35 protein-coding genes and 2 pseudogenes are annotated in these 25,567 nt (G+C 69.1%); 36 read left to right on the top strand and 1 reads right to left on the bottom strand.

What is annotated here, in order from left to right; genetic code table 11:
- Together WD794_00660 and WD794_00655 are read left to right on the top strand one after the other, a co-directional pair.
- Window positions 1-2,297, top strand: a 2,297-nt coding sequence (locus tag WD794_00660; GenBank protein MEX2288820.1) for a DNA-directed RNA polymerase subunit beta', incomplete at its 5' end; no start/stop codon positions are given.
- An 84-nt stretch (window positions 2,298-2,381) separates the two neighbouring features.
- Entirely contained in the window at window positions 2,382-2,816 is a 435-nt protein-coding gene (locus tag WD794_00655; protein MEX2288819.1) for a hypothetical protein, read from the top strand.
- Window positions 2,817-2,961: 145 nt separating this feature from the next.
- Here the strand turns inward: WD794_00655 and WD794_00650 are convergent, their stop codons facing one another.
- Window positions 2,962-3,972, bottom strand: coding sequence for a hypothetical protein (locus WD794_00650; protein MEX2288818.1), 1,011 nt, complete (start codon window positions 3,970-3,972; stop codon window positions 2,962-2,964).
- A gap of 391 nt (window positions 3,973-4,363) precedes the next feature.
- Between WD794_00650 and rpsL the strand changes: the two genes are divergently transcribed.
- The 34 genes and pseudogenes from rpsL (at window position 4,364) to WD794_00480 (ending at window position 25,541) form a co-directional block, all read left to right on the top strand.
- A complete protein-coding gene (gene rpsL, locus WD794_00645; GenBank protein MEX2288817.1) occupies window positions 4,364-4,738 on the top strand; it encodes a 30S ribosomal protein S12 in 375 nt (124 codons plus the stop codon).
- Entirely contained in the window at window positions 4,738-5,208 is a 471-nt protein-coding gene (gene rpsG / locus WD794_00640) for a 30S ribosomal protein S7 (protein MEX2288816.1), read from the top strand. The genes rpsL and rpsG overlap by 1 nt, the downstream gene beginning before the upstream one ends.
- Window positions 5,209-5,285: 77 nt before the next feature.
- Window positions 5,286-7,412 carry an elongation factor G gene (gene fusA, locus WD794_00635; protein ID MEX2288815.1) on the top strand — a complete coding sequence of 709 codons (2,127 nt, stop codon included), beginning with the start codon at window positions 5,286-5,288 and terminating at the stop codon, window positions 7,410-7,412.
- 75 nt (window positions 7,413-7,487) lie between these two features.
- Complete coding sequence (tuf, locus tag WD794_00630) at window positions 7,488-8,681, top strand: elongation factor Tu (GenBank protein MEX2288814.1); 1,194 nt, start codon at window positions 7,488-7,490, stop codon at window positions 8,679-8,681.
- A 207-nt stretch (window positions 8,682-8,888) separates the two neighbouring features.
- Window positions 8,889-9,197: a 30S ribosomal protein S10 gene (gene rpsJ, locus WD794_00625; GenBank protein ID MEX2288813.1), complete on the top strand. Its 309-nt coding sequence runs from the start codon at window positions 8,889-8,891 to the stop codon at window positions 9,195-9,197.
- Between the two features lie 10 nt (window positions 9,198-9,207).
- Window positions 9,208-9,903, top strand: coding sequence for a 50S ribosomal protein L3 (gene rplC / locus WD794_00620; GenBank protein ID MEX2288812.1), 696 nt, complete (start codon window positions 9,208-9,210; stop codon window positions 9,901-9,903).
- A pseudogene (gene rplD, locus WD794_00615) lies at window positions 9,900-10,535 on the top strand (50S ribosomal protein L4). The gene rplC and the pseudogene rplD overlap by 4 nt, the downstream one beginning before the upstream one ends.
- A gap of 158 nt (window positions 10,536-10,693) precedes the next feature.
- Complete coding sequence (rplW, locus tag WD794_00610; GenBank protein ID MEX2288811.1) at window positions 10,694-10,993, top strand: 50S ribosomal protein L23; 300 nt, start codon at window positions 10,694-10,696, stop codon at window positions 10,991-10,993.
- 34 nt (window positions 10,994-11,027) lie between these two features.
- Entirely contained in the window at window positions 11,028-11,861 is an 834-nt protein-coding gene (gene rplB / locus WD794_00605) for a 50S ribosomal protein L2 (protein MEX2288810.1), read from the top strand.
- Window positions 11,862-11,873: 12 nt separating this feature from the next.
- Window positions 11,874-12,155 (top strand): 30S ribosomal protein S19, encoded by a 282-nt coding sequence (gene rpsS / locus WD794_00600; protein MEX2288809.1) that lies wholly within the window; start codon window positions 11,874-11,876, stop codon window positions 12,153-12,155.
- A 16-nt stretch (window positions 12,156-12,171) separates the two neighbouring features.
- Window positions 12,172-12,567: a 50S ribosomal protein L22 gene (rplV, locus tag WD794_00595; protein MEX2288808.1), complete on the top strand. Its 396-nt coding sequence runs from the start codon at window positions 12,172-12,174 to the stop codon at window positions 12,565-12,567.
- A pseudogene (gene rpsC, locus WD794_00590) lies at window positions 12,567-13,316 on the top strand (30S ribosomal protein S3). Before rplV ends, rpsC begins: the two are co-directional and overlap by 1 nt.
- A 359-nt stretch (window positions 13,317-13,675) precedes the next feature.
- A complete protein-coding gene (rplP, locus tag WD794_00585; protein ID MEX2288807.1) occupies window positions 13,676-14,092 on the top strand; it encodes a 50S ribosomal protein L16 in 417 nt (138 codons plus the stop codon).
- Window positions 14,092-14,325: a 50S ribosomal protein L29 gene (gene rpmC, locus WD794_00580; GenBank protein ID MEX2288806.1), complete on the top strand. Its 234-nt coding sequence runs from the start codon at window positions 14,092-14,094 to the stop codon at window positions 14,323-14,325. The genes rplP and rpmC overlap by 1 nt, the downstream gene beginning before the upstream one ends.
- Window positions 14,326-14,357: 32 nt before the next feature.
- On the top strand, window positions 14,358-14,645 hold the full coding sequence (gene rpsQ, locus WD794_00575) for a 30S ribosomal protein S17 (GenBank protein MEX2288805.1): 288 nt from the start codon (window positions 14,358-14,360) through the stop codon (window positions 14,643-14,645).
- A 116-nt stretch (window positions 14,646-14,761) separates the two neighbouring features.
- Complete coding sequence (rplN, locus tag WD794_00570; protein MEX2288804.1) at window positions 14,762-15,130, top strand: 50S ribosomal protein L14; 369 nt, start codon at window positions 14,762-14,764, stop codon at window positions 15,128-15,130.
- A gap of 11 nt (window positions 15,131-15,141) precedes the next feature.
- Complete coding sequence (gene rplX / locus WD794_00565) at window positions 15,142-15,474, top strand: 50S ribosomal protein L24 (GenBank protein MEX2288803.1); 333 nt, start codon at window positions 15,142-15,144, stop codon at window positions 15,472-15,474.
- Window positions 15,474-16,043 (top strand): 50S ribosomal protein L5, encoded by a 570-nt coding sequence (gene rplE, locus WD794_00560; GenBank protein ID MEX2288802.1) that lies wholly within the window; start codon window positions 15,474-15,476, stop codon window positions 16,041-16,043. The genes rplX and rplE overlap by 1 nt, the downstream gene beginning before the upstream one ends.
- Before the next feature lie 2 nt (window positions 16,044-16,045).
- Complete coding sequence (locus WD794_00555) at window positions 16,046-16,231, top strand: type Z 30S ribosomal protein S14 (GenBank protein ID MEX2288801.1); 186 nt, start codon at window positions 16,046-16,048, stop codon at window positions 16,229-16,231.
- Between the two features lie 115 nt (window positions 16,232-16,346).
- Window positions 16,347-16,745 (top strand): 30S ribosomal protein S8, encoded by a 399-nt coding sequence (gene rpsH, locus WD794_00550; protein ID MEX2288800.1) that lies wholly within the window; start codon window positions 16,347-16,349, stop codon window positions 16,743-16,745.
- 24 nt (window positions 16,746-16,769) lie between these two features.
- Window positions 16,770-17,309: a 50S ribosomal protein L6 gene (gene rplF / locus WD794_00545; GenBank protein ID MEX2288799.1), complete on the top strand. Its 540-nt coding sequence runs from the start codon at window positions 16,770-16,772 to the stop codon at window positions 17,307-17,309.
- 3 nt (window positions 17,310-17,312) lie between these two features.
- A complete protein-coding gene (rplR, locus tag WD794_00540) occupies window positions 17,313-17,699 on the top strand; it encodes a 50S ribosomal protein L18 (GenBank protein ID MEX2288798.1) in 387 nt (128 codons plus the stop codon).
- 40 nt (window positions 17,700-17,739) lie between these two features.
- Complete coding sequence (gene rpsE / locus WD794_00535) at window positions 17,740-18,360, top strand: 30S ribosomal protein S5 (GenBank protein ID MEX2288797.1); 621 nt, start codon at window positions 17,740-17,742, stop codon at window positions 18,358-18,360.
- Window positions 18,360-18,542: a 50S ribosomal protein L30 gene (gene rpmD / locus WD794_00530; GenBank protein MEX2288796.1), complete on the top strand. Its 183-nt coding sequence runs from the start codon at window positions 18,360-18,362 to the stop codon at window positions 18,540-18,542. Before rpsE ends, rpmD begins: the two co-directional genes overlap by 1 nt.
- Before the next feature lie 90 nt (window positions 18,543-18,632).
- A complete protein-coding gene (gene rplO, locus WD794_00525; protein MEX2288795.1) occupies window positions 18,633-19,085 on the top strand; it encodes a 50S ribosomal protein L15 in 453 nt (150 codons plus the stop codon).
- Between the two features lie 212 nt (window positions 19,086-19,297).
- Window positions 19,298-20,593 carry a preprotein translocase subunit SecY gene (secY, locus tag WD794_00520; protein MEX2288794.1) on the top strand — a complete coding sequence of 432 codons (1,296 nt, stop codon included), beginning with the start codon at window positions 19,298-19,300 and terminating at the stop codon, window positions 20,591-20,593.
- Window positions 20,593-21,270, top strand: coding sequence for an adenylate kinase (locus tag WD794_00515; GenBank protein ID MEX2288793.1), 678 nt, complete (start codon window positions 20,593-20,595; stop codon window positions 21,268-21,270). The genes secY and WD794_00515 overlap by 1 nt, the downstream gene beginning before the upstream one ends.
- A 29-nt stretch (window positions 21,271-21,299) precedes the next feature.
- On the top strand, window positions 21,300-22,085 hold the full coding sequence (map, locus tag WD794_00510; protein MEX2288792.1) for a type I methionyl aminopeptidase: 786 nt from the start codon (window positions 21,300-21,302) through the stop codon (window positions 22,083-22,085).
- Between the two features lie 193 nt (window positions 22,086-22,278).
- The gene (infA, locus tag WD794_00505; GenBank protein MEX2288791.1) at window positions 22,279-22,500 is read left to right on the top strand and encodes a translation initiation factor IF-1; all 222 of its coding nucleotides are present in this window, start codon (window positions 22,279-22,281) and stop codon (window positions 22,498-22,500) included.
- Window positions 22,501-22,531: 31 nt separating this feature from the next.
- Window positions 22,532-22,648 carry a 50S ribosomal protein L36 gene (gene rpmJ / locus WD794_00500; protein ID MEX2288790.1) on the top strand — a complete coding sequence of 39 codons (117 nt, stop codon included), beginning with the start codon at window positions 22,532-22,534 and terminating at the stop codon, window positions 22,646-22,648.
- 148 nt (window positions 22,649-22,796) lie between these two features.
- Window positions 22,797-23,174 (top strand): 30S ribosomal protein S13, encoded by a 378-nt coding sequence (gene rpsM, locus WD794_00495; protein MEX2288789.1) that lies wholly within the window; start codon window positions 22,797-22,799, stop codon window positions 23,172-23,174.
- A 55-nt stretch (window positions 23,175-23,229) separates the two neighbouring features.
- Entirely contained in the window at window positions 23,230-23,637 is a 408-nt protein-coding gene (gene rpsK / locus WD794_00490; protein MEX2288788.1) for a 30S ribosomal protein S11, read from the top strand.
- A gap of 61 nt (window positions 23,638-23,698) precedes the next feature.
- Window positions 23,699-24,325, top strand: a complete 627-nt coding sequence (gene rpsD / locus WD794_00485) for a 30S ribosomal protein S4 (GenBank protein MEX2288787.1) — start codon at window positions 23,699-23,701, stop codon at window positions 24,323-24,325.
- 163 nt (window positions 24,326-24,488) lie between these two features.
- Window positions 24,489-25,541: a DNA-directed RNA polymerase subunit alpha gene (locus WD794_00480; GenBank protein MEX2288786.1), complete on the top strand. Its 1,053-nt coding sequence runs from the start codon at window positions 24,489-24,491 to the stop codon at window positions 25,539-25,541.
- Window positions 25,542-25,567: the final 26 nt, after the last annotated feature.

Here is a 25,567-nt window from a genome sequence, read left to right as displayed (position 1 = left end):
ACCCGCTGGTCTGCACGGCGTTCAACGCCGACTTCGACGGCGACCAGATGGCCGTCCACCTGCCGCTGTCCGCGGAGGCACAGGCCGAGGCGCGCATCCTCATGCTGTCCAGCAACAACATTCTGAGCCCGGCCAACGGCCGGCCGATCACCTCACCGACCCAGGACATGGTGCTCGGGATCTACTACCTGACCTCACAGAAGGAAGGCGCCAAGGGTGCGGGCCGTGCCTTCGCCTCGATGGCCGAGGCGGTCATGGCCTACGACGCCGGCGAGCTCGATCTGCAGGCCAAGGTGATGATCCGGATGCGCGACCTGGCCGGGCTCGCGCCGATCGTGGACGGCGACGTCTCCGGCTATCGGATCGAGACCACGCTCGGTCGCACGCTGTTCAACGACGCGCTGCCGGTCGACTACCCGTTCGTCGACAAGGAGGTGTCCAAGCGTGAGCTGGGCGCCATCGTCAACGACCTGGCCGAGCGCTACCCGAAGGTCCAGGTGGCCGCGACGCTCGACGCGCTGAAGGAGACCGGCTTCCGCTGGGCGACCCGCTCCGGCGTCACGATCTCGATCGAGGACGTCGTCACGCCACCCGGCAAGGCCGAGATCCTCGAGCGCTACGAGGGCGACGCCGAGAAGATCGAGAAGCAGTACTCCCGCGGTGTGATCACCGACGACGAGCGCCGTCAGGAGCTCATCGAGATCTGGACCAAGGCCACCGCCGAGGTCGCCCGCGCCATGGAGGAGAACTTCCCGAAGACCAACCCGGTCTGGATGATGGTCCACTCGGGCGCCCGGGGAAACATGATGCAGGTGCGTCAGATCGCCGGCATGCGCGGGCTGGTCGCCAACCCGAAGGGCGAGATCATCCCGCGCCCGATCAAGGCCAACTTCCGCGAGGGGCTGACCGTCCTCGAGTACTTCATCTCCACGCACGGCGCGCGCAAGGGTCTGGCCGACACCGCCCTGCGGACCGCCGACTCGGGCTACCTCACCCGTCGTCTGGTGGATGTCTCGCAGGACGTCATCATCCGCGAGGAGGACTGCGGCACCGAGCGCGGCGTCAAGATGTCGATCGGCACGCGCGACGCCGGCGGGGTGCTGGTCAAGGACACGCACGTCGAGACCTCGGTCTACGCGCGCACCCTGGCCGGCGACGCGACCAGCCCCGACGGCACGGTCGTGCTGGCGGCCGGTGCCGACCTCGGTGATGTCAACATCGGCACCCTCATCGCTGCGGGCGTGGAGGAGGTCAAGGTCCGCTGCGTGCTGACCTGCGACTCCAAGGTCGGTACCTGCGCGTCCTGCTACGGCCGCTCGCTGGCGACCGGCAAGACCGTCGACGTCGGCGAGGCGGTGGGCATCATCGCCGCCCAGTCGATCGGCGAGCCCGGCACCCAGCTGACGATGCGTACCTTCCACACCGGCGGCGTCGCGGGCGAGGACATCACCCACGGCCTGCCGCGCGTGGTGGAGCTGTTCGAGGCCCGCAGCCCCAAGGGTGTCGCCCAGATCTCCGAGGTCGACGGCCGGATCAGCCTGGAGGACACCGCCAAGGGTCGCCAGGTCACGATCACCCCGGACGACGGCTCCGAGGAGATCAGCTACATCGTCTCCAAGCGCGCCCGCCTGCTGTTCGAGGAGGGCGACCACATCTCGGTCGGCGACAAGCTGCACATCGGCGCCGTCAACCCGCACGAGGTGCTGCGCATCCTCGGCCCGCGTCAGGTGCAGCTGCACCTGGTGGCCGAGGTGCAGGAGGTCTACCGCTCGCAGGGCGTCTCGATCCACGACAAGCACATCGAGGTGATCATCCGCCAGATGCTGAAGCGGGTGAACGTCCTCGAGAGCGGGTCGACCGACTTCCTGCCGGGCTCGCTGGTCGAGCGCGCGGTCTTCGAGGCGGAGAACCGCCGCGTGGTGTCCGAGGGCGGCGAGCCGGCCTCCGGCCGTCCGGTCCTCATGGGGATCACCAAGGCCTCGCTCGCCACCGAGTCCTGGCTGTCGGCGGCCTCCTTCCAGGAGACGACCCGTGTGCTCACCGACGCGGCGATCCAGGCCAAGAGCGACTCGTTGCTCGGGCTGAAGGAGAACGTCATCATCGGCAAGCTCATCCCGGCCGGTACCGGCATCAGCCGTTACCGCAACATCCGGGTCGAGCCCACCGAGGAGGCCCGCGCGCAGGTCTACTCGATGGCCGGCTACGACGACCCGGAGTTCGCGTTCGGCGGTGGTGGTGGTCAGGTCGTCCCCCTGGACGACTTCGATTACGGTGGCCGGGACGCCTACCGCAGCTAGTCCCGGCCGGTACGACGGCCGCTCCCCGCATGGGGGGCGGCCGTCGCGGTTCCCGGCCGGGGCGCAGCGGCCTACCCTGATGTCATGAGCGCGCCCGAGAACCCGTTCGACCGGCCGGCGCCACCCGCAGGCCAGCCGGCGTACGGCCACGGTTCCTACGGCCAGCCGACGTACGGCCAGGGGTCGCCGCCGGGCTGGGGCCCACCGCCGCAGCCGGGACAGGTGTCGCCCTCCGGCGGCTGGCAGGGTGCGCCGCAGACCGAGGTCAAGGCGATGATCGCGCTCGGTCTGGCGATCGCGGCCTACACGCCGACGATCCCGTTCCTGGGAGCCATCGCCGCCCTCGTGCTCGCGCGCCTGGCCCGCCGCGACATCCTGGCCAGCGGCGGCACGAAGACGGGGCTCGACCTGTGCACCTGGGCGGTCGTGCTGGCGGTGGTCCACCTGGTGCTGGTCAGCCTGTTCCTGCTGCTGCTGTTCGGTCTGTTCCTGCTACCGATCGGCCTGCTCGGCCTGTAGCCCGCGCGCCGCAGGCCGGTGGGGACGACCCGGCTGCGCTCTCTCACGCCGCCGCTATGATCAACGCCGGGCTTCCCCGCTTCTTGCCCGGCGCAGAAGTGCCCACGTCCGGCGTTGATCAGCGGAGGCGGGCGGTGCAGCGCCGTCAGCCGGCCGCGTCCGCCCGGGTGCCTCCGTTGCTCACCAGCCAGCCGGTCAGGTAGCCCGCCGCAGCGGCCGAGCCGATGCTGCCCGTCAGCAGTTCCCGGCTCCAGGCCAGGTCGCGGGTGGCCAGCAGGGTCAGGACCCAGCCGGCGGTGAGTGCCGTGGTCGCCAGCAGCGCGGCGAGCGCCGGCGACAGCCGCCGGCCGCCGAGCTCCGTCACCGCCGCGGCGAGCAGGATGGCCGGAACGAACAGGTACTGGCCGTCCTGGGTGACCATGAACAGCGACGGCACGCCCACGACGACCGCGAGCGCGCCGCGGACCAGGGTCGTGCGCGCCCTCAGCAGGGCCACCGCGGCGGCGACCAAAACCGCCCACAGCACTGCGCCCGCCACGCCGGCCACCTCGCGGAGCTCCCGGACCTCCATGGCGCCGGCGGCCTGCGACACGACCGGGTACAGCTCGGTGAACGGGTTCGCGTACTGCGTGAAGAAGCCGAGACCGGCCAGGACGTACGCCGCGGCGAAGGCGGTCGGCAGCCCGCCGGGGGCGCCTGCGGGTGCTCGCAGGGCCGCCCGCAGGGGGCCCGCGAAGACCAGTGTGCCGGCAGTGATGAGAAGGAGGTGCGGAGGGGACAGCAGCGCGTCGAGGTCGGCCTCGACGCCGAAGACGGTGTGCCAGACGCCGTCGACGACGCCGGCGAGCAGCACGACGACCCCGGCGGCCAGACTCGGCGCGTAGCCGGGAGGGATCCCGTGCCGTCGCTGGTGCTGCAGGTGCACCGCGACGGTGGCCGCCACGCCGCTGTACAGGACGCCGTGCCAGGGGGTGAAGAAGTTCTCGAGTTCCGGGCCGTGGCTGTGGAACCAGCCGTCGAGGAACAGCCCGACCAGGATCCAGGTGTGCGTGAGGGTGATCAGCCACGGGAAGCGGCCACCAGCCGGCGTCGCCGCGGCGGGGGCGGTGAGCCGGTCGAAAGCCGGACGGTGGGAGTCGGTGCTGAGCGTGGACATCGGGCCTCCGAAGGCGGCGCAGGAGTGCGTCGGAGCTAGTGTTACCGCGAGTAACAGCTGACCGCAAGGGTGGCCTGCGTCACATCTCTGCGCTCCGGTCGGCGTGTCGGCGCGACAGCGGGGCTGCCCGGCGCCCCGCTTTTGACCCTCGTACGGGCGGCAGGTACTGTTCCCTCTTGTGCCTGGGGCGACCCAGGCCGCCCGCGCGCCCTCCGGCCGACACTTCCGGGCCGCGCGAGGACGAGCAGAAACCAGCAGGACTCCGCACCACCTCCCCGTACGACGTGCACGCGGGCAGGGAGCGACCGGGTGACACACCCGACCGCGTGGGTGGGCGGCCCCGACACAGAACGGCACGGTCCCACTCCCAGAAGGACGAGCAGGAGACGCTTTGCCCACGATCCAGCAGCTGGTCCGCAAGGGCCGGCAGGACAAGGTCGAGAAGACCAACACGCCGGCCCTCAAGGGGAGCCCGCAGCGTCGTGGCGTCTGCACGCGCGTCTACACCACCACGCCGAAGAAGCCGAACTCCGCGCTCCGCAAGGTCGCCCGCGTGCGCTTGACCAGCGGCATCGAGGTGACGGCCTACATCCCCGGCGTGGGCCACAACCTGCAGGAGCACTCCATCGTGCTCGTCCGCGGCGGTCGCGTGAAGGACCTGCCCGGCGTCCGCTACAAGATCATCCGTGGTTCGCTCGACACCCAGGGGGTCCGCAACCGCAAGCAGGCGCGCAGCCGATACGGCGCGAAGAAGGAGAAGAGCTAGTGCCTCGCAAGGGTCCCGCCCCGAAGCACCCGGTCGTCACCGACCCGGTCTACGGCTCGCCGCTGGTCACCAGCCTCATCAACAAGGTTCTGGTGGGCGGCAAGCGTTCGGTCGCCGAGCGCATCGTCTACGGCGCCCTGGAGGGCTGCCGCGCCAAGACCGACACCGACCCGGTCATCACGCTCAAGCGTGCGCTCGACAACGTCAAGCCGACCCTCGAGGTCCGCAGCCGCCGCGTCGGTGGCGCCACCTACCAGGTGCCGATCGAGGTCCGCGCGGGCCGCTCCACCACGCTCGCGCTGCGCTGGCTCATCCAGTACTCCCGCGCCCGCCGCGAGAAGACGATGACCGAGCGCCTCATGAACGAGCTGCTCGACGCCAGCAACGGCCTCGGCGCGAGCGTCAAGCGCCGCGAGGACACCCACAAGATGGCCGAGTCGAACAAGGCCTTCGCGCACTACCGCTGGTAGCTCCCCGTCCAGCACCCCGCCGGTGATCCCGGCACCGAGACAGGCACGTCCCCAGACCCCGGGAAAGAGACACTGCAGTGGCCAGCAACGCGATCCTCGCCAAGACCCGCAACATCGGGATCATGGCGCACATCGACGCGGGCAAGACGACGACGACCGAGCGCGTCCTCTACTACACCGGTCGGGCCTACAAGATCGGCGAGGTCCACGACGGCGCCGCCACGATGGACTGGATGGAGCAGGAGCAGGAGCGCGGCATCACCATCACGTCGGCCGCGACGACCTGCCAGTGGAACGACCACCGCATCAACATCATCGACACGCCGGGCCACGTCGACTTCACCGTCGAGGTGGAGCGCTCGCTGCGCGTGCTCGACGGGGCCGTCGCGGTCTTCGACTCGGTCGCCGGCGTCGAGCCGCAGTCCGAGACCGTCTGGCGGCAGGCCGACAAGTACTCCGTCCCGCGCATCTGCTTCGTCAACAAGATGGACCGCACCGGCGCGAATTTCTACCGCACCGTCGACATGATCGTCGACCGGCTGCACGCGGTCCCGCTGGTGCTGCAGCTGCCGTGGGGCGTCGAGGGCGACTTCACCGGTGTCATCGACATCGTGGCGATGAAGGGCCTGCTCTGGGCCAACGACGACAAGACCAGCAAGGGCGACCAGTTCGACGTGGTCGACATCCCGGCGGAGTACTCCGAGAAGGCCGCGGAGTACCGCGCCAAGCTCGTCGAGACCCTCGCCGACGTGGACGACGCCGTGATGGAGAAGTACCTCGAGGGCGAGGACGTCTCCAACGAGCAGATCAAGGCCGGCATCCGGCGGGCGATCATCGCCTCGACGACCGACGCGACCGTCACCGCTGTCCTGTGCGGCTCGGCGTTCAAGAACAAGGGCGTCCAGCCCATGCTCGACGCCGTCGTGGACTACCTGCCCTCGCCACTGGACATCGGCGCCGTCACCGGCCACTCGGTCAAGGACGAGACCGTTCTCGAGACCCGCGAGCCGGAGTTCGACGCGCCGCTGTCCGCGCTGGCGTTCAAGATCCAGACCGACCCGCACGTCGGGAAGCTCACCTACATCCGCGTCTACTCCGGCACGCTCACCGCGGGCACGCAGGTCCTGAACAGCACCAAGGACCGCAAGGAGAAGATCGGCCGCCTGATGCAGATGCACGCGAACTCGCGTGAGGACATCAGCGAGGTCAAGGCCGGCGACATCTGCGCCGTCATCGGTCTCAAGCAGACCACCACCGGCGACACGCTGGCCGGCCCCGAGGCTCCCATCGTGCTCGAGTCGATGAGCTTCCCCGACCCGGTCATCAGCGTCGCGATCGAGCCCAAGACCAAGGGCGACCAGGAGAAGCTGGGCGTGGCGATCCAGCGCCTGGCCGAGGAGGACCCGACCTTCAAGGTCTACACCGACGAGGAGACCGGCCAGACGATCATCGCCGGCATGGGCGAGCTCCACCTGGACATCCTGGTGGACCGCATGCGCCGCGAGTTCAAGGTCGAGGCCAACGTCGGCAAGCCGCAGGTGGCCTACCGCGAGACCCTGCGCGGCACGGTCGAGCGGCTGGACTTCACGCACAAGAAGCAGACCGGCGGCACCGGCCAGTTCGCCAAGATCCAGCTGCGTGTCGAGCCGCTCACCGAGCCGGACGAGACGGGTCAGATTCCGACCTATCAGTTCGACAACTCGATCACCGGCGGGCGCATCCCCAAGGAGTACATCCCGGCCGTCGACCAGGGCTGCCAGGAGGCCATGCAGCACGGCATCCTCGCCGGTTACCCACTGGTCGGCGTGAAGGTGACCCTCACCGACGGCGCCTACCACGATGTCGACTCCTCCGAGATGGCGTTCAAGATCGCCGGCTCGATGGGCTTCAAGGAGGCCGCCCGCAAGGCGGACCCCGCCCTGATGGAGCCGATGATGGCCGTCGAGGTCACCACGCCCGAGGAGAACATGGGCGACGTGATCGGCGACCTCAACAGCCGCCGCGGCATGATCCAGGCCATGGACGAGCGCGCCGGTGTGCGCGTGGTCAAGGCCCTGGTGCCGCTGTCGGAGATGTTCGGCTACGTCGGCGACCTCCGGTCCAAGACCCAGGGCCGGGCCAGCTACTCCATGCAGTTCGACTCCTACGCCGAGGTTCCCGGCAACGTGGCCAAGGAGATCATCGCGAAGGTCCGGGGCGAGTAGTCCCGCCACCCGGCAGCAGTACCTGTTTCGACCCGCCCCGACCCGCCCCGCACCCGTCACAGGAGGACAGGCCTCATGGCCAAGCAGAAGTTCGAGCGCACCAAGCCGCACGTCAACATCGGCACGATCGGCCACATCGATCACGGCAAGACGACGCTGACCGCTGCCATCACCAAGGTGCTGCACGACGCGTACCCGAACCTGAACGAGGCCTCCGCCTTCGACCAGATCGACAAGGCGCCGGAGGAGAAGGCTCGTGGCATCACGATCTCCATCGCGCACGTCGAGTACCAGACGGAGAACCGGCACTACGCGCACGTCGACTGCCCCGGGCACGCCGACTACATCAAGAACATGATCACCGGTGCCGCGCAGATGGACGGCGCGATCCTGGTGGTCGCTGCTACCGACGGCCCGATGCCGCAGACCAAGGAGCACGTGCTCCTGGCCCGTCAGGTCGGTGTCCCGTACATCGTCGTGGCGCTCAACAAGGCCGACATGGTCGACGACGAGGAGATCCTCGAGCTCGTCGAGCTCGAGGTCCGCGAGCTGCTCAGCGAGTACGAGTTCCCGGGCGACGACCTGCCGGTCGTGCGGGTCTCCGCACTCAAGGCACTCGAGGGCGACAAGGAGTGGGGCGACAAGCTGCTCGAGCTGATGTCCGCCGTCGACTCCTCCATTCCGGAGCCGACCCGCGACACCGAGAAGCCGTTCCTCATGCCCATCGAGGACGTCTTCACGATCACCGGTCGCGGCACCGTCGTCACCGGTCGCATCGAGCGCGGCATCGTCAACGTCAACGAGACGGTGGAGATCGTCGGCATCAAGGAGAACGTCCAGAGCACCACGGTCACCGGCGTGGAGATGTTCCGCAAGCTGCTCGACTCCGGCATGGCCGGCGACAACGTCGGTCTGCTGATCCGCGGCATCAAGCGCGAGGAGGTCGAGCGGGGTCAGGTCGTCTGCAAGCCGAAGTCGATCACGCCGCACACCGAGTTCGAGGCCCAGGTCTACATCCTGAGCAAGGACGAGGGTGGCCGGCACACGCCGTTCTTCAACAACTACCGCCCGCAGTTCTACTTCCGCACCACCGACGTCACGGGCGTTGTCGACCTTCCCGAGGGCACCGAGATGGTCATGCCCGGTGACAACACCGAGATGAAGGTGACCCTCATCCAGCCGATCGCCATGGAGGAGGGTCTGCGCTTCGCCATCCGCGAGGGCGGCCGGACCGTCGGCGCCGGCCGGGTCGTCAAGATCACCAAGTAGTACCTCCCCGGACCGGGGCGGTCGCTCTCGATCTGACCGCCCCGGCCTCCGGGAATCGTCCGATCCCCACAGGGCTTGTACGAACTTGTGCCTTCGGCACAGGGGATGACACACCCGACCGCGTGGGGCGGGCGAGCCTCAGTCACAGTCTTCAGCGGCACCATTCGACGTTGGCCGGTTCACCGGTCAGAGACGGGACAGCCATCCATGGCGGGACAGAAGATCCGCATCAGGCTCAAGGCCTACGACCATGAGGTCATCGACAGCTCGGCGCGCAAGATCGTCGAAACGGTGACGCGCACGGGTGCCCAGGTGGCCGGGCCGGTGCCGCTGCCGACCGAGAAGAACGTCTACTGCGTCATCCGCTCGCCGCACAAGTACAAGGACTCGCGCGAGCACTTCGAGATGCGCACGCACAAGCGCCTCATCGACATCCTCGACCCCACACCGAAGACGGTCGACTCGCTCATGCGGCTCGACCTGCCGGCGGGCGTCGACATCGAGATCAAGCTGTAGGGACGCAGACATGCCGACAGACACATCGCCACGAGGAACCCAGGGGGTCCTGGGGGAGAAGCTGGGGATGACCCAGGTCTTCGACGCCAACAACCGGATCATCCCGGTGACGGTCGTCAAGGCCGGGCCATGCGTGGTCACCCAGATCCGCACCCCCGACAAGGACGGCTACAGCGCCGTCCAGATCGCCTATGGCGCCATCGACCCGCGCAAGGTGAACAAGCCCGAAGCCGGGCACTTCGCCAAGGCGGGCGTGCCGCCGCGTCGCTTCCTCGTCGAGATCCGCACCGACGACGCCTCCTCGTACACCGTCGGCCAGGAGATTTCCGCCGAGATCTTCACTCCGGCCGAGGGCGCCGTGCTGCGGGTCGACGTCGTCGGCACCAGCAAGGGCAAGGGCTACGCCGGTGTGATGAAGCGGCACAACTTCAAGGGCCTGGGCGCCGGTCACGGCGTGCAGCGCAAGCACCGCTCGCCCGGTTCCATCGGCGCCTGCGCCACCCCCGCGCGGGTCTTCAAGGGCACCCGGATGGCCGGCCGGATGGGCCACGTCCGCACCACGACGCAGAACCTCACCGTCCACGCCGTGGACGCCGAGCGCGGCCTGCTGCTGATCCGGGGTGCCGTTCCCGGCCCGCGCGGCGGCATGGTCCTCGTCCGCACCGCCGCCAAGGGCGGCCTCGGGAAGGGTGGTGTGGCGCGATGACGGCCATGACCGAGCAGACCCCGATCACCGTCGACGTCCGGACCCCCGACGGACCCTCCGGTCGCACCGTCGAGCTGCCCGCCGAGGTCTTCGGCGCCCAGGTCAGCATCCCGACGATCCACCAGGTCGTCGTGGCGCAGCTGGCCGCGGCGCGGCAGGGCACGCACAGCACCAAGACCCGCGGCGAGGTCCGTGGCGGTGGCCGCAAGCCCTACCGCCAGAAGGGCACCGGCCGCGCCCGCCAGGGCTCGACCCGCGCGCCGCAGTTCGTCGGCGGTGGCACGGTGCATGGCCCGCAGCCGCGCGACTACAGCCAGCGGACCCCGAAGAAGATGAAGGCGGCCGCCCTGCGCGGCGCGCTGTCCGACCGGGCCCGGCACGGCCGCATCCACGTGGTCAGCGCCCTGGCGAGCGGCGACGTCCCGTCCACCAAGACGGCCGTCTCGCTGCTCAGCGCGATCAGCACCCGCAGCCATGTACTCGTGGTGGCCGAGCGTTCCGACGAGGTGAGCTGGAAGTCGCTGCGCAACGCGCAGACCGTGCACATGCTCAGCCCCGGCCAGCTCAACACCTACGACGTGCTGATCAGCGACGACATCGTCTTCACCGAGTCCGCGCTGCAGGCCTTCCTCGCGCCGACCCCGAAGGGCCGCCGGGCCAAGGCCCGCGCCACGTCGGGCGAGGCCGGCGGCGCGACGCCGGGCGAGGATCTCGCTCCCCACCAGATCGACAGTGACGTGCCGTCGGTCGTCCAGGCTGCTGAAACTGACCACACTTCGGAGGGCTCGGCATGAGCGACCTGACCGATCCCCGCGACATCCTGCTCTCGCCGGTCATCTCCGAGAAGAGCTACGGCCTGCTCGACGAGAACAAGTACACCTTTCTCGTCCGCCCGGACGCCAACAAGACCCAGATCAAGATTGCGGTCGAGAAGGTCTTCGGGGTCAAGGTGAGCGACGTGAACACGCTGAACCGGCAGGGCAAGCGCAAGCGCACGCGGCTGGGCTTCGGCCAGCGCGCGAACAGCAAGCGGGCGATCGTGACGCTGCGCGAGGGCCGCATCGAGATCTTCGGGGGCCCGGTCTCCTAGCGGAGGTCGGAGCACCGTAGGAGGAGAGACAGACATGGGCATCCGTAAGTACAAGCCGACGACGCCGGGCCGCCGCGGCTCGTCCGTCGCCGACTTCGTCGAGGTCACCCGCGACACCCCCGAGAAGTCGCTGACCCGTCCACTGCACAACAAGGGCGGTCGCAACTCCTACGGTCGGGTCACCACCCGGCACCAGGGTGGCGGTCACAAGCGCGCGTACCGCGTGATCGACTTCCGCCGGCACGACAAGGACGGCGTGCCGGCCAAGGTTGCGCACATCGAGTACGACCCGAACCGCACCGCCCGCATCGCGCTGCTGCACTACGCCGACGGCGAGAAGCGCTACATCGTGGCGCCGAAGGGCCTGAAGCAGGGTGACGTCGTGGAGGCCGGCCCGAACGCCGACATCAAGGCCGGCAACGCGTTGCCGCTGCGCAACATCCCGACCGGTACCACCGTGCACAACATCGAGATGCGGCCCGGCGGCGGCGCGAAGATCGCCCGTTCCGCCGGTACGAGTGTCCAGCTCGTCGCCAAGGACGGGCCGTTCGCCCAGCTGCGTATGCCGTCCGGGGAGATCCGCAACGTCGACCTGCGCTGCCGCGCCACGGTCGGCGAGGTGGGCAACGCCGAGCAGTCCAACATCAACTGGGGCAAGGCCGGCCGGATGCGCTGGAAGGGCAAGCGCCCGTCCGTCCGCGGTGTCGCCATGAACCCGGTCGACCACCCGCACGGTGGTGGTGAGGGCAAGACCTCCGGTGGGCGCCACCCGGTGAACCCGGCCGGCAAGCCCGAGGGCCGCACCCGTCGCCGCAAACCCAGTGACGCGATGATCGTCCGCCGCCGCAAGACCAACAAGAAGCGCTAGGGGTAAGCAGCGATGCCGCGCAGCCTGAAGAAGGGTCCTTTCGTCGACGACCACCTCCTGAAGAAGGTGGACGCTCAGAACGACAAGGGGACCAAGACCGTCATCAAGACCTGGTCGCGTCGCTCGACGATCATCCCCGACATGCTGGGGCACACGATCGCCGTGCACGACGGCCGCAAGCACGTGCCCGTGTTCGTGACGGAGTCGATGGTCGGGCACAAGCTCGGCGAGTTCGCCCCCACGCGTACCTTCCGCGGTCACGTCAAGGACGACCGGAGGGCCCGACGTGGCTGAGAACAAGACCCGTCACCTGGCTGCCGACTCGGCACTGGCCCAGGTGCGCTACCTGCGCATGACCCCGACCAAGTGCCGTCGCGTCATCGACCTGGTGCGCGGCATGGACGTGCAGGAAGCGCTCGACCAGCTGCGCTTCCAGCCGCAGGCTGCCAGCGAGCCGGTCGCCAAGGTCATCGCGAGCGCTGCCGCCAACGCCGAGAACAACGCGCAGCTGGACCGGTCCTCGCTCTACATCAGCCAGGCCTACGTCGACGAGGGGCCGACCCTGAAGCGGTTCCGCCCCCGCGCCCAGGGCCGCGCCTACCGCATCCGCAAGCGCACGAGCCACATCACGGTGGTCGTCTCGATCCGTCCCAGCGACGGCAAGAGCCACCTGGCCACCACGACCAAGAAGGCAGGTGCCCGCTAGTGGGTCAGAAGGTCAACCCCCACGGGTTCCGGCTCGGGATCACGACCGATTGGGTCTCCCGCTGGTACGCCGACAAGAACTACGCGGACTACGTCAAGGAGGACGTCGCGATCCGCCGCCTGATGGGCAAGGGCATGGAGCGCGCCGGCATCTCCAAGGTGGAGATCGAGCGCACCCGTGACCGTGTCCGGGTGGACATCCACACGGCGCGCCCCGGCATCGTCATCGGCCGTCGTGGCGCCGAGGCCGACCGTATCCGCGGCGACCTCGAGAAACTGACCGGCAAGCAGGTCCAGCTCAACATCCTCGAGGTCAAGAACCCTGAGTCCGACGCGCAGCTGGTCGCACAGGGCGTCGCCGAGCAGCTCTCGAGCCGCGTCAGCTTCCGCCGTGCGATGCGCAAGTCGATGCAATCGGCGATGAAGAACCCCGGCGTCAAGGGCATCCGGGTGCAGTGCGCCGGCCGGCTCGGCGGTGCCGAGATGAGCCGCTCGGAGTTCTACCGCGAGGGCCGCGTCCCGCTGCACACGCTGCGCGCGAACATCGACTACGGCATCTACGAGGCCAAGACCACCTTCGGCCGCATCGGCGTGAAGGTCTGGATCTACAAGGGCGATGTCGTGCAGAGCCGGGTCGAGCGGGAGCAGCAGGAGGCCGAGCAGCGCCAGCTGCGCCGCGACCGGCCGGCCCGCCGCGGGCCGCGCTCCGGCTCCACCGGGACCACCGCCGGCGGCACCGATGCCGGCCGGCAGGCCGAGACCCCGGGCGCGCCGCAGACCGACGGAGACGTCGTGTTGCCGACCGCCGAGCCGGCCCTGGCCGACGCCCCGGTCGAGCGTTCCGCCGACGTGGCCCAGACGCCCGCGGTCCCGGCGACCGAGACGGCTGTGCAGGCGGCCCCGGGGGGCACGTCCGACCCGAGCCGCACCGGCGCCGAGCGCGAGGAGCCTTCGGAGGTCCGCTCCGGCGGGCGTCCCGAGAGCGCCGGCGCGAACCCCGCCGGCGAGACGCCCGACGTCGCCACCCAGGGCGAGCCGGCTCCCGCCAACAACCCGACTCAGCCCGCGCCCGCGGCGGAGACGGCCGACCCGGACCAGGAGGCCTGACCATGCTGATCCCCCGCAGGGTCAAGCACCGCAAGCAGCACCACCCGGACCGCAGCGGTGCGGCCAAGGGCGGTACGTCGCTGGCGTTCGGCGAGTACGGCATCCAGGCCCTCGAGTCGGCCTACCTCACCAACCGCCAGATCGAGTCCGCGCGTATCGCGATGACCCGCCACATCCGCCGTGGCGGAAAGGTCTGGATCAACGTCTACCCCGACCGCCCGCTCACCAAGAAGCCCGCAGAGACCCGCATGGGCTCCGGCAAGGGCTCCCCCGAGTGGTGGGTCGCCAACATCAAGCCGGGTCGCGTGCTGTTCGAGCTCGCCGGTCCGCCGGAGCCGCTGGCCCGAGAGGCCATGCGCCGTGCCATGCACAAGCTGCCGATGAAGTGCCGCTTCATCACGCGTGAGGTGAGTGACTGATGGCCGAGACCACTGCGGCCGAGATCCGCGACCTGAACGACGAGGAGCTGGTCCGCCGGCTCGCCGAGTCGAAGGAGGAGCTGTTCAACCTGCGCTTCCAGGTCGCGACCGGCCAGCTGGACAACAACCGCCGGCTGCACCACGTGCGCCGCGACATCGCGCGCCTCTACACGGTCATGCGCGAGCGCGAGCTCGGCATCGTCCGGGAGACCTCTGACGGCGGTGCCGCATGACCGAAGCCAATGACACTCGAGTGGGGAACGGGATGACCCAGACCACGGCCGACGTTGACACCGCGGGGAGCCGCGGCTTCCGCAAGACCCGCGAGGGCCTGGTGGTCAGCGACAAGATGGACAAGACCGTCGTCGTCGCCGTCGAGGACCGCGTGCAGCATCCGCTGTACAAGAAGACCCTGCGCCGCACCAGCAAGCTCAAGGCGCACGACGAGCAGAACGCCTGCGGCGTCGGCGACCGCGTTCTCCTGATGGAGACCCGTCCGCTGTCGGCCACCAAGCGCTGGCGCGTCGTCGAGGTCCTCGAGAAGGCGAAGTGACCATGCGGTTGCGGCGCTAGTCGCCTGGTCGTACGGAACAGAAGTCAGCGCCGCCGCAGGGCGGTACAGAGCTGGACCCAGGTCCCGCAGGGGAAACCGGATCCGAAGGAGAACAAGTGATCCAGCAGGAGTCGCGACTGCGCGTCGCCGACAACACGGGTGCCAAGGAGATCCTCTGCATCCGGGTGCTCGGCGGCTCGGGTCGGCGCTACGCCGGCATCGGCGACATCATCGTGGGCACCGTGAAGGACGCCCTTCCCGGCGCGGGCGTCAAGAAGGGCGACGTCGTGAAGGCGGTCATCGTCCGGACCGTCAAGGAGCGGCGCCGTCCCGACGGCTCCTACATCCGCTTCGACGAGAACGCCGCCGTCCTGATCAAGGACGGCGGGGACCCGCGCGGCACCCGGATCTTCGGCCCGGTGGGGCGTGAGCTGCGCGACAAGCGCTTCATGAAGATCATTTCGCTCGCACCGGAGGTGCTGTAGCCATGGCCGGACTGTTCGTGAAGAAGGGCGACACCGTCCTCGTCCTCAGCGGGAAGGACCGCGGTCTCCAGGGGCGGGTCATCTCCGCCAGCCCCGACACGCAGCGCGTGCTGGTCGAGGGGGTCAACCGGGTCAAGAAGCACACCAAGATCACCCAGTCGGCGCGCGGCTCCCAGCAGGGCGGCATCGTGACGACGGAGGCACCGGTGCACGTGTCCAACGTGCAGGTCGTGTGCGCCAACTGTGGAAAGGCCGCCCGCGTCGGCCACCGCCGTAGTGACGCCGACGAGTACGGCAAGACCCACAGCGTCCGCGTCTGCAAGCGCTGCAACGGAGACATCTGATGACCGAGACCACCACCGCCCGGGAGATGCCGCGGCTGAAGGCGCGCTACCGCAGCGAGATCAAGCCGGCACTGACCGAGCAGTTCTCGTTGTCCAACCCCATGCAGGTGCCCGGCGTCGTCAAGGTCGTCGTCAACATGGGCGTCGGCGACGCGGCCAAGGACTCCAAGCTCATCGACGGTGCTCTCCGCGACCTCACGGCCATCACCGGCCAGAAGCCGCAGTTGCGTCGCGCCACCAAGTCGATCGCGCAGTTCAAGCTGCGTGAGGGCATGCCGATCGGCGCGAAGGTCACCCTGCGCGGGGACCGGATGTGGGAGTTCCTCGACCGGCTGGTCACCATCGCGCTGCCGCGCATCCGTGACTTCCGCGGCCTGTCACCCAGGCAGTTCGACGGCAACGGCAACTACACCTTCGGGCTGACCGAGCAGTCGATGTTCCACGAGATCGACATCGACAAGGTCGACCGCACCCGTGGCATGGACATCACCGTCGTGACCACCGCCGCCACCGACGACGAGGGCCGCGCGCTGCTGCGGGCGCTCGGCTTCCCGTTCAAGGAGAGTTAGAGATGGCCAAGAAGGCCCTGGTCCAGAAGGCTGCCAAGAAGCCCAAGTTCGCGGTGCGCGGTTACACCCGCTGCAACCGCTGCGGCCGTCCGCGTGCGGTCTTCCGCACGTTCGGCCTGTGTCGCATCTGCGTCCGGGAGATGGCCCACGCCGGCCAGCTCCCCGGCGTCACCAAGTCCTCCTGGTAACACCCCCCGACGTTTCTCGCTGCGCTCAAAACGCCGCGGGGACCCCGTCCCACGTCACAGGTCCACCCGGAAACCATGACGAGAGAGGCCAACAGGCCAACGGAATGAGCACCTCATGACCATGACCGACCCGATCGCCGACATGCTGACGCGCGTCCGCAACGCCAACTCGGCGTATCACGACCGCGTGTCCATGCCGTCGAGCAAGATCAAGACGCACATCGCGGAGATCCTCCAGCAGGAGGGCTACATCGCTGGCTGGGCCGTCGAGGACGGGGAGAAGGGCAAGATCCTTTCCATCGACCTCAAGTACGGCCCCAACCGCGAGCGCTCGATCGCCGGTGTGCGCCGGGTGTCCAAGCCGGGCCTGCGGGTGTACGCCAAGGCCGGCCAGCTGCCCAAGGTCCTCGGCGGGCTCGGTGTCGCGATCATCTCGACGTCGTCCGGTCTGCTCACCGACCGGCAGGCCAACAAGAAGGGCGTAGGCGGAGAAGTCCTCGCCTACGTCTACTAGTCGGCGGAAGTCAGGAGACAAGACATGTCCCGTATCGGCCGCCTTCCCATCCCGGTCCCCAGCGGCGTCGAGGTCACCCTCGACGGCCAGTCGGTGACCGTGAAGGGCCCCAAGGGCACCCTGTCGCACACCGTCCCCGCGCCGATCACGATCGAGCGCGCCGAGGAGGGCACCCTGCTCGTCGCCCGACCGGACGACGAGCGCGAGTCGCGCAGCCTGCACGGCCTGACCCGTAGCCTGGTCGCCAACATGGTCACCGGCGTCACCGACGGCTACGCCAAGGCAATGGAGATCCGCGGCGTCGGCTACCGCGTCGCCGCCAAGGGCAGCAACCTCGAGTTCGCCCTCGGCTACAGCCACCCGGTGCCCGTCGAGGCGCCGGAGGGCATCAGCTTCGAGGTGCAGAGCCCGACGAAGTTCGTCGTGCGCGGCATCGACAAGCAGAAGGTCGGCGAGGTGGCCGCGAACATCCGCAAGCTTCGCAAGCCCGACCCGTACAAGGGCAAGGGTGTCCGCTACGAGGGCGAGCAGATCAAGCTCAAGGTCGGGAAGACGGGTAAGTAGACGATGGCAACCACACGAGGTATCTCTGCGCTGCGGCGCATCGGCAAGGCCCGGCGCCATTTCCGCGTGCGCAAGCGCGTCACCGGCACCCCGGCGCGTCCGCGGCTGGTCGTCACCCGCTCCTCGCGGCACATCACGGCCCAGGTCGTGGACGACACCGCCGGGCACACGCTGGTCAGCGCGTCGACCCTCGAGGCGGACCTGCGGGCCGCCAAGGCCGGCGGCGAGAGCGACAAGAGCGCCCTGGCCCGCCAGGTCGGCGCACTCGTGGCGGCCCGCGCAAAGGAGAGGGGTGTCGGTGCCGTCGTCTTCGACCGCGGTGGCAACGCCTACCACGGCCGGATCGCAGCGTTGGCCGACGCCGCCCGCGAGAACGGCCTGGAGTTCTGATGACCCACCACACGTACGCAACTGAGATGAGGAACCTCTGATGCCAGGACCCCAGCGCTCGGGCGCCGGCGGCTCGGGCGGTCGTGACAGCCGCGACGGCGGTCGGGGCGGCCGCGGCGGTGCCGAGAAGAGCAACCACATCGAGCGCGTCGTCGCGATCAACCGTGTCGCCAAGGTCGTCAAGGGCGGCCGGCGCTTCAGCTTCACCGCGCTGGTCGTCGTCGGCGACGGAGACGGCCAGGTCGGCGTCGGCTACGGCAAGGCCAAGGAGGTGCCGGCCGCCATCGCCAAGGGCGTGGAGGAGGCCAAGAAGCACTTTTTCCGCGTGCCGCGCATCGGTGCGACCATCCCCCACCCGATCCAGGGTGAGGCGGCGGCCGGTGTCGTGCTGCTCAAGCCGGCCAGCCCCGGTACCGGCGTCATCGCCGGCGGACCGGTGCGGGCCGTGCTCGAGTGCGCCGGCATCCACGACGTCCTGTCCAAGTCGCTCGGGTCCTCGAACCCGATCAACATCGTGCATGCGACGGTGGCGGCGCTGCAGGGCCTGGTGCGTCCGGAGGAGATCGCCGCGCGTCGCGGCCTGACTCTCGAGCAGGTCGCGCCCGCCGCGATGCTGCGGGCCCGCGCTGCGGGTCTGTCGACCACCGGGGTCGGTGCCTGATGGCGCGCCTGAAGGTCACCCAGATCAAGTCCGGGATCGGCGGCAAGCAGAACCAGCGCGACACCTTGCGCTCGCTCGGCCTGAAGCGGATCTCCGACACCGTCGTCAAGGAGGACCGTCCCGAGATCCGCGGGATGGTCCAGACCGTCACCCACCTGGTGACGGTCGAGGAGGTCGAGTAGTCCATGACCGAGACCAGCACCGAGACTCCAGCCGGGCCGCAGAGCGCCGGCTCGCCGCTGTCCCCCATGAGCGGCTCGCCGCTGTCCCCCATGAGCGGCTCGCCGCTGAAGGTCCACCACCTGCGGCCGGCCCCCGGCGCCAAGAAGGCGAAGACCCGCGTCGGCCGAGGTGAGGCCGGCAAGCGGGGCAAGACCGCCGGTCGCGGGACCAAGGGCACCAAGGCGCGCTACCAGGTGCCGGCCGCCTTCGAGGGCGGGCAGATGCCGCTGCACATGCGACTGCCCAAGCTCAAGGGCTTCAAGAACCGCTTCCGCACCGAGTACCAGGTGGTCAACCTCGACAAGATCGTCGAGCGCTTTCCCGAGGGCGGCACCATCACGGTGGACGACCTCGTCGACAAGGGTCTGGTCCGCGACGACAGGCTGGTCAAGGTGCTCGGCGACGGGGACCTGGCCGTGGCCGTGCAGGTGACGGCGCACGCGTTCTCCGCGTCGGCGCGGGAGAAGATCACCGCTGCCGGCGGGACCGCCACCACGCTGTAGCCGCAGCGCCGCCTGCGGCCTCGCCGCCCGCTCTCGGCGCCTGCGCGGCCCGGAAGTCCGGTTCGGGGCGGCTGTTACAGTCGCCGTGCGGGCAGCTCGCCTGCCCTATCCGGATCGCGCCCGCCCCTGACCGACCCCCGCCCCCGCAGCGCCCGGCGCTCCGGGAGCTCACGACCCGCCCGTGCCCGCACGGACGGACGCCAGGAGGAGCCGTGCTCACCGCCTTCGGTCGGGCCTTCAAGACGCCCGACCTGCGCCGGAAGATCCTCTTCACGCTGTCCATCATCGCGATCTACCGGCTCGGGTCGTTCATCCCGGGGCCGGGCGTCTCCTACGTGGCGATCCAGCGTGCCCTCGAGAGCGCGGAGGGCAATTCGCTGTACGGGTTGGTCAACCTGTTCAGTGGCGGGGCGCTCCTGCAGCTGTCGATCTTCGCGCTCGGGATCATGCCGTACATCACGGCATCGATCATCTTCCAGCTCCTCGTGGTGGTGATCCCCCGCCTGGAGGAGCTGAAGAAGGAGGGGCAGGCCGGCCAGGCCAAGATCACGCAGTACACCCGCTACCTCACGGTCGCACTGGCGGTGCTTCAGTCGACCGGCATCATCGCGCTGGCCCGCTCGGGGCGGCTGTTCCCGGACCCCAGCATCCGGGTGATCCCGGACGACTCGCTGGTCCGCGTCCTGTTGCTGATCCTCACCATGACGGCCGGCACCGCCGTCATCATGTGGCTCGGCGAGCTGATCACCGACCGAGGCGTCGGCAACGGCATGTCGGTGCTGATCTTCACCTCGATCATCAGCTCGATCCCGGGGCAGGGCGTCCGGCTCTACCAGAGTGAGAACGGCCCGTTCACGGTCATCGCCATCGCGCTGCTCGCGCTCATCGTCATCACCCTGGTCGTCTACGTCGAGCAGGCCCAGCGCCGCATCCCGGTGCAGTACGCCAAGCGCATGATCGGCCGACGCGCCTACGGCGGCACCTCCACGTACATCCCGCTGAAGGTCAACCAGGCCGGCATCATCCCGGTGATCTTTGCGAGTTCGCTGCTCTACCTGCCGCAGCTGCTCAGCAATGTCTGGACGGGCAACGCGACCTTCACCCGCATCATCAACACCTACCTGGTCGACCCGGGAAATCCGGTCTACCTGCTGATCTACTTCGGCCTGATCGTCTTCTTCACGTTCTTCTACGTGGCGATCACCTTCAACCCGGTCGAGGTCAGCGACAACATGAAGAAGTACGGCGGCTTCATCCCCGGCATCCGCCCCGGCCGGGCCACCGCCGAGTACCTCGACTACATCCTGTCGCGGGTCACCTCCTTCGGCGCCGTCTACCTCGGCCTGGTCGCCGTCCTGCCGTACATGCTGTTCGGGCTGACCGGCGCCGGTGACCAGATCCCGTTCGGCGGGGCAGCTGTCCTGATCATCGTCGGCGTCGGACTGGAGACGGTGAAGCAGGTCGAGAGCCAGCTCATGCTGCGCAACTACGAAGGTTTCCTGCGCTAGTGCGCCTCGTCCTGGTCGGGCCCCCCGGAGCGGGCAAGGGGACCCAGGCCCAATACATCGCCGAGCACTGCGTTGTGCCCAAGATCTCGACGGGAGACATCTTTCGGGCGAACGTCAGCCAGGGCACCCCGCTGGGCGTGCAGGCCAAGGCCTTCATGGACCGCGGTGACCTGGTGCCGGACGACGTCACCATCGAGATGGTCCGCAACCGGCTGACCGAGCCGGACGCCGCCCGCGGCTTCCTGCTCGACGGCTTCCCGCGCACCGTGCCGCAGGCCGAGACGCTGGAGGACATCCTGCGCGACACGGCGCAGACCAAGCTCGACGTCGTGCTCGAGCTGGTCGTCGACGACGACGAGGTGATCCGGCGGCTGTCCGGCCGGCGCACCTGCCGGACCTGCAACCACATCTGGCACGTCGACTTCGACCCGCCGCAGGAGCCGGGCGTCTGCGACCTGGACAACGGCGAGCTCTACCAGCGCGACGATGATCAGGCCGAGACGATCGCGAACCGGCTCGAGGTCTACGCCGAGTCGACCGCACCGCTGGTGTCCTTCTACGCCGGGCGCGGGCTGCTCGTCGGCATCGACGCCACCGGTCCGGTGGACGACGTCACTCAGCGGGCCATCGACGCGCTGCGGCCGTTCGAGCACGGACCCCACCCGCACCCGGCCTGATGGGCCGCGGCACCCGGCGTCCCCGCGGGGTGACCATCAAGACCGGCGAGCAGGTCGCGCTCATGCGCGCCGCCGGCCTGGTCGTCGCCCGCACGCTCGAGCGGCTCGCCGCCGCCGTGCGCCCCGGCGTCACCACCGGCGAGCTGGACCGCCTCGCCGAGCAGTCGATCCGCGCCGAGGGCGCCGTCCCGTCCTTCCTCGGCTACCACGGCTTCCCCGGCTCGATCTGCGCCTCCGCAGGCGCCGAGGTCGTCCACGGCATCCCCTCGGACGAGCGGGTGCTGCGCGAGGGTGAGCTGCTCAGCATCGACTGCGGCGCCATCCTGGGCGGCTGGCACGGCGACGCGGCGGTGACGGTGCCGGTCGGGGAGTGCAGCCCGGAGCTGCTGGCGCTCTCGCGGGTGACCGAGGAGGCGCTCTGGGCGGGGCTCGCGGCGGTGCGTCCGGGCGGGCGGTTGTCCGACATCGGCCACGCGGTGGAGAGCGTCGTACGTCCGCACGGCTACGGCCTGCTCGAGGACTACACCGGCCACGGCATCGGGACGTCAATGCACGAGCCGCCGAACGTGCCGAACCTCGCGCCGAGAGGGTCCGGCCACGGCATGGCGCTCGAACCCGGCCTCGTGCTGGCGGTCGAGCCGATGGCCACCCTCGGGATGCCGGACGTCGTCGAACTCGAGGACGGCTGGACGGTGGTCACCGCCGACGGCCGGCAGGCCGCCCACTGGGAGCACACGGTGGCCGTGACCCCGCAGGGGCCGTGGGTGCTCACGGCGCTGGACGGCGGCGCCGGCCGCCTCGGCACACCGACGTGACCGGTACCTCGTTTGTGATCGGCCGCAGACGGACGTAGACTGCTCCTTCGGACTGCGCTCCGGGGTCACGTCATGCCCGCGCGCAGGGAGGCAATCAGCTTCCCGCCTGCACCAGCACCATCCTGCACGCACACAGTGACACGAACACAGTGACACGAACACAGCCGGATCCGCCTTAGACGAAACAGAGGACATGCCGAAGAAGGACGGGGCCATCGAGATCGAGGGCCGTGTGGTCGAGCCGCTGCCCAACGCGATGTTCCGGGTGGAGCTGGAGAACGGCCACAAGGTCCTGGCCCACATCAGCGGCAAGATGCGGCAGCACTACATCCGCATCCTCCCCGAGGACCGCGTGGTCGTGGAGCTCTCGCCCTACGACCTGACCCGCGGCCGCATCGTCTACCGCTACAAGTAGATCAGGCTGAGATGCCCAAGGAAGGCGAACAGTGAAGGTCAAGCCCAGCGTCAAGCCGATCTGCGACAAGTGCAAGGTCATCCGTCGCAACGGCCGCGTCATGGTCATCTGCAGCTCCACCGCGCGGCACAAGCAGCGGCAGGGCTAGCAGCAGGCCAGCGCACCCTCGCGCTCCACCCGTCTCAGCCGAGGCGGAACCACCGGTCGGAGGCCGGTGCCCTGCTCATCGAGCATCAGGCATGGCAGGGACGGATGCGCCTCAGACCTCCGCGTACAGGAAGAGAGAACCAGCCCGCATGGCACGTCTTGCCGGCGTCGACCTCCCCCGCGAGAAGCGGCTCGAGATCGCGCTCACCTACATCTTCGGGATCGGTCGCACCCGGGCCCAGGAGACTCTGGCGCAGACCGGCGTCAGCCCGGACGTCCGCGTGAAGGACCTCTCCGACGAGGACCTGGTCACGCTTCGTGACTGGATCGACACGAACTACAAGGTCGAGGGTGACCTCCGCCGCGAGATCGCGAGCGACATCCGCCGCAAGATCGAGATCGGCTCCTACCAGGGCATCCGGCACCGCCGCGGCCTGCCGGTCCACGGCCAGCGCACGCACACCAACGCGCGGACCCGCAAGGGTCCGAAGAAGACCGTCGCCGGCAAGAAGAAGCCGAAGAAATAGTGGCGACCCGCTCAGCGCAGCTCGTCATCGACCACCTCAGCTTGGAGAAGTACTGATGCCCCCCAAGACCCGTACCGGCACCGGCGTCAAGAAGGTCCGGCGCAAGGAGAAGAAGAACATCGCGCACGGGCAGGCCCACATCAAGTCGACGTTCAACAACACCATCGTCTCGATCACCGACCCGCAGGGCAACGTCATCAGCTGGGCCTCCGCCGGTCACGTCGGCTTCAAGGGCTCGCGCAAGTCGACACCGTTCGCCGCTCAGATGGCGGCCGAGAACTGCGCCCGCAAGGCGCAGGAGCACGGCATGAAGAAGGTCGACGTCTTCGTGCGGGGTCCCGGCTCCGGCCGCGAGACCGCGATTCGCTCCCTGCAGGCCGCCGGCCTCGAGGTGGGCGCGATCCAGGACGTCACCCCCGTGCCGCACAACGGCTGCCGCCCCCCGAAGCGCCGGAGGGTCTGACCTCCATGAACTCTGCCCCCGCCCGTACGGCTCGGCCCGATCAGACAAGGACCTCCTAGACATGGCCCGCTACACCGGCGCCGACTGCCGCCGCTGCCGTCGCGAGAAGATGAAGCTCTTCCTCAAGGGCAGCAAGTGCGAGTCGCCGAAGTGCCCGATCGAGATCCGCCCCTACCCGCCGGGTGAGCACGGCCGCGGCCGCACCAAGGACTCCGAGTACCTCCTGCAGAAGCGCGAGAAGCAGAAGTGCGCGCGCATCTACGGCGTGCTCGAGAAGCAGTTCCGCGGCTACTACGAGGAGGCGAACAAGAAGACCGGCAAGACCGGTGAGAACCTGCTGATCATCCTCGAGAGCCGGCTGGACAACGTCGTCTACCGGGCCGGCTTCGCGACCTCCCGGGACCACGCCCGGCAGGCCGTCCGGCACGGCCACGTGCTGGTCAACGGCAAGAAGGTCGACATCCCGTCGTTCCGGGTCTCCCCGAGCGACATCGTCGAGATCCGCCCGAAGAGCCGCGAGCTGACGCCGTACGTCATCGCCCGCGAGACCGCCGGTGACCGCCCGACGCCGGCGTGGATGGAGGTCCTCGCCTCGCAGATGCGGGTCCTCGTGCACAACCTCCCGGCCCGCCAGGTGATCGACACTCCGGTCCAGGAGCAGCTGATCGTCGAGCTCTACAGCAAGTAACAGGCCGCGGCCGGAGCACCTCTCAGGGGCTCCGGGCGTCGCCGCACGTCCGCACCACAGTTCTGGCACCACCTTGTTCCGGCACCGCAGCGGACTCGCCACCCGCTGCACCCCTCGCGAGGTCATATGGCGGACCTCGCGGAACGTCCTGAAGGGACACCACGTGCTCATCGCACAGCGCCCCACCCTCACCGAGGAGCCCGTCTCCGAGAACCGCTCGCGCTTCGTCCTCGAGCCGCTCGAGCCCGGCTTCGGCTACACCCTCGGGAACTCCCTCCGCCGCACCCTGCTGTCCTCCATCCCCGGCGCTGCGGTCACCAGCATCCGGATCGACGGCGTCCTGCACGAGTTCACCACCGTGCCGGGCGTCAAGGAGGACGTGACGGACCTGATCCTGAACCTCAAGGAGCTGGTCGTGTCGTCCGAGAGCGACGAGCCGGTCGTGATGTACCTGCGCAAGCAGGGGCCCGGCCCGGTCACCGCCGCGGACATCGCGCCCCCCGCGGGCGTGGAGGTGCACAGTCCCGACCTGCACCTGGCCACCCTCAACAGCAAGGGCCGGCTCGAGATCGAGCTGACCGTCGAGCGCGGTCGCGGCTATGTCTCGGCCGTGCAGAACAAGCAGGCCGGCCAGGAGATCGGCCGCATCCCGGTGGACTCCATCTACTCGCCGGTCCTGAAGGTGACCTACAAGGTCGAGGCCACCCGCGTCGAGCAGCGCACCGACTTCGACAGGTTGATCCTCGACGTCGAGACCAAGGCCGGGATGAGCCCCCGCGACGCGGTGGCCAGCGCAGGCAAGACGCTGGTCGGTCTGTTCGGCCTGGCGCAGGAGCTCAACGAGCAGGCCGAGGGCATCGACATCGGCCCGTCGCCGACCGACGCCGCCCTGGCCGCCGACCTCGCGCTGCCGATCGAGGAGATGGACCTGACCGTCCGCTCCTACAACTGCCTCAAGCGCGAGGGCATCCACTCGGTCGGGGAGCTGGTCTCCCGCTCCGAGGCCGACCTGCTCGACATCCGCAACTTCGGCGCGAAGTCGATCGACGAGGTCAAGGTCAAGCTGCACTCGATGGGCCTGGCCCTGAAGGACAGCCCGCCCGGGTTCGACCCGAGCCAGGTCGTGAACACCTGGGGCGCCGACGAGACCGTCAGCGCCGCCAGCGACATCGACGACAACGGCGATCCCGGCTTCGCCGAAACCGAGCAGCTCTAGGCACGTAGTACGACCCTTGCGTCATG

The sequence above is a fragment of the Mycobacteriales bacterium genome (assembly GCA_040902655.1).
Lineage (GTDB): Bacteria > Actinomycetota > Actinomycetes > Mycobacteriales > SCTD01 > SCTD01.
This window is presented reverse-complemented; position numbering and strand designations above follow the sequence as displayed.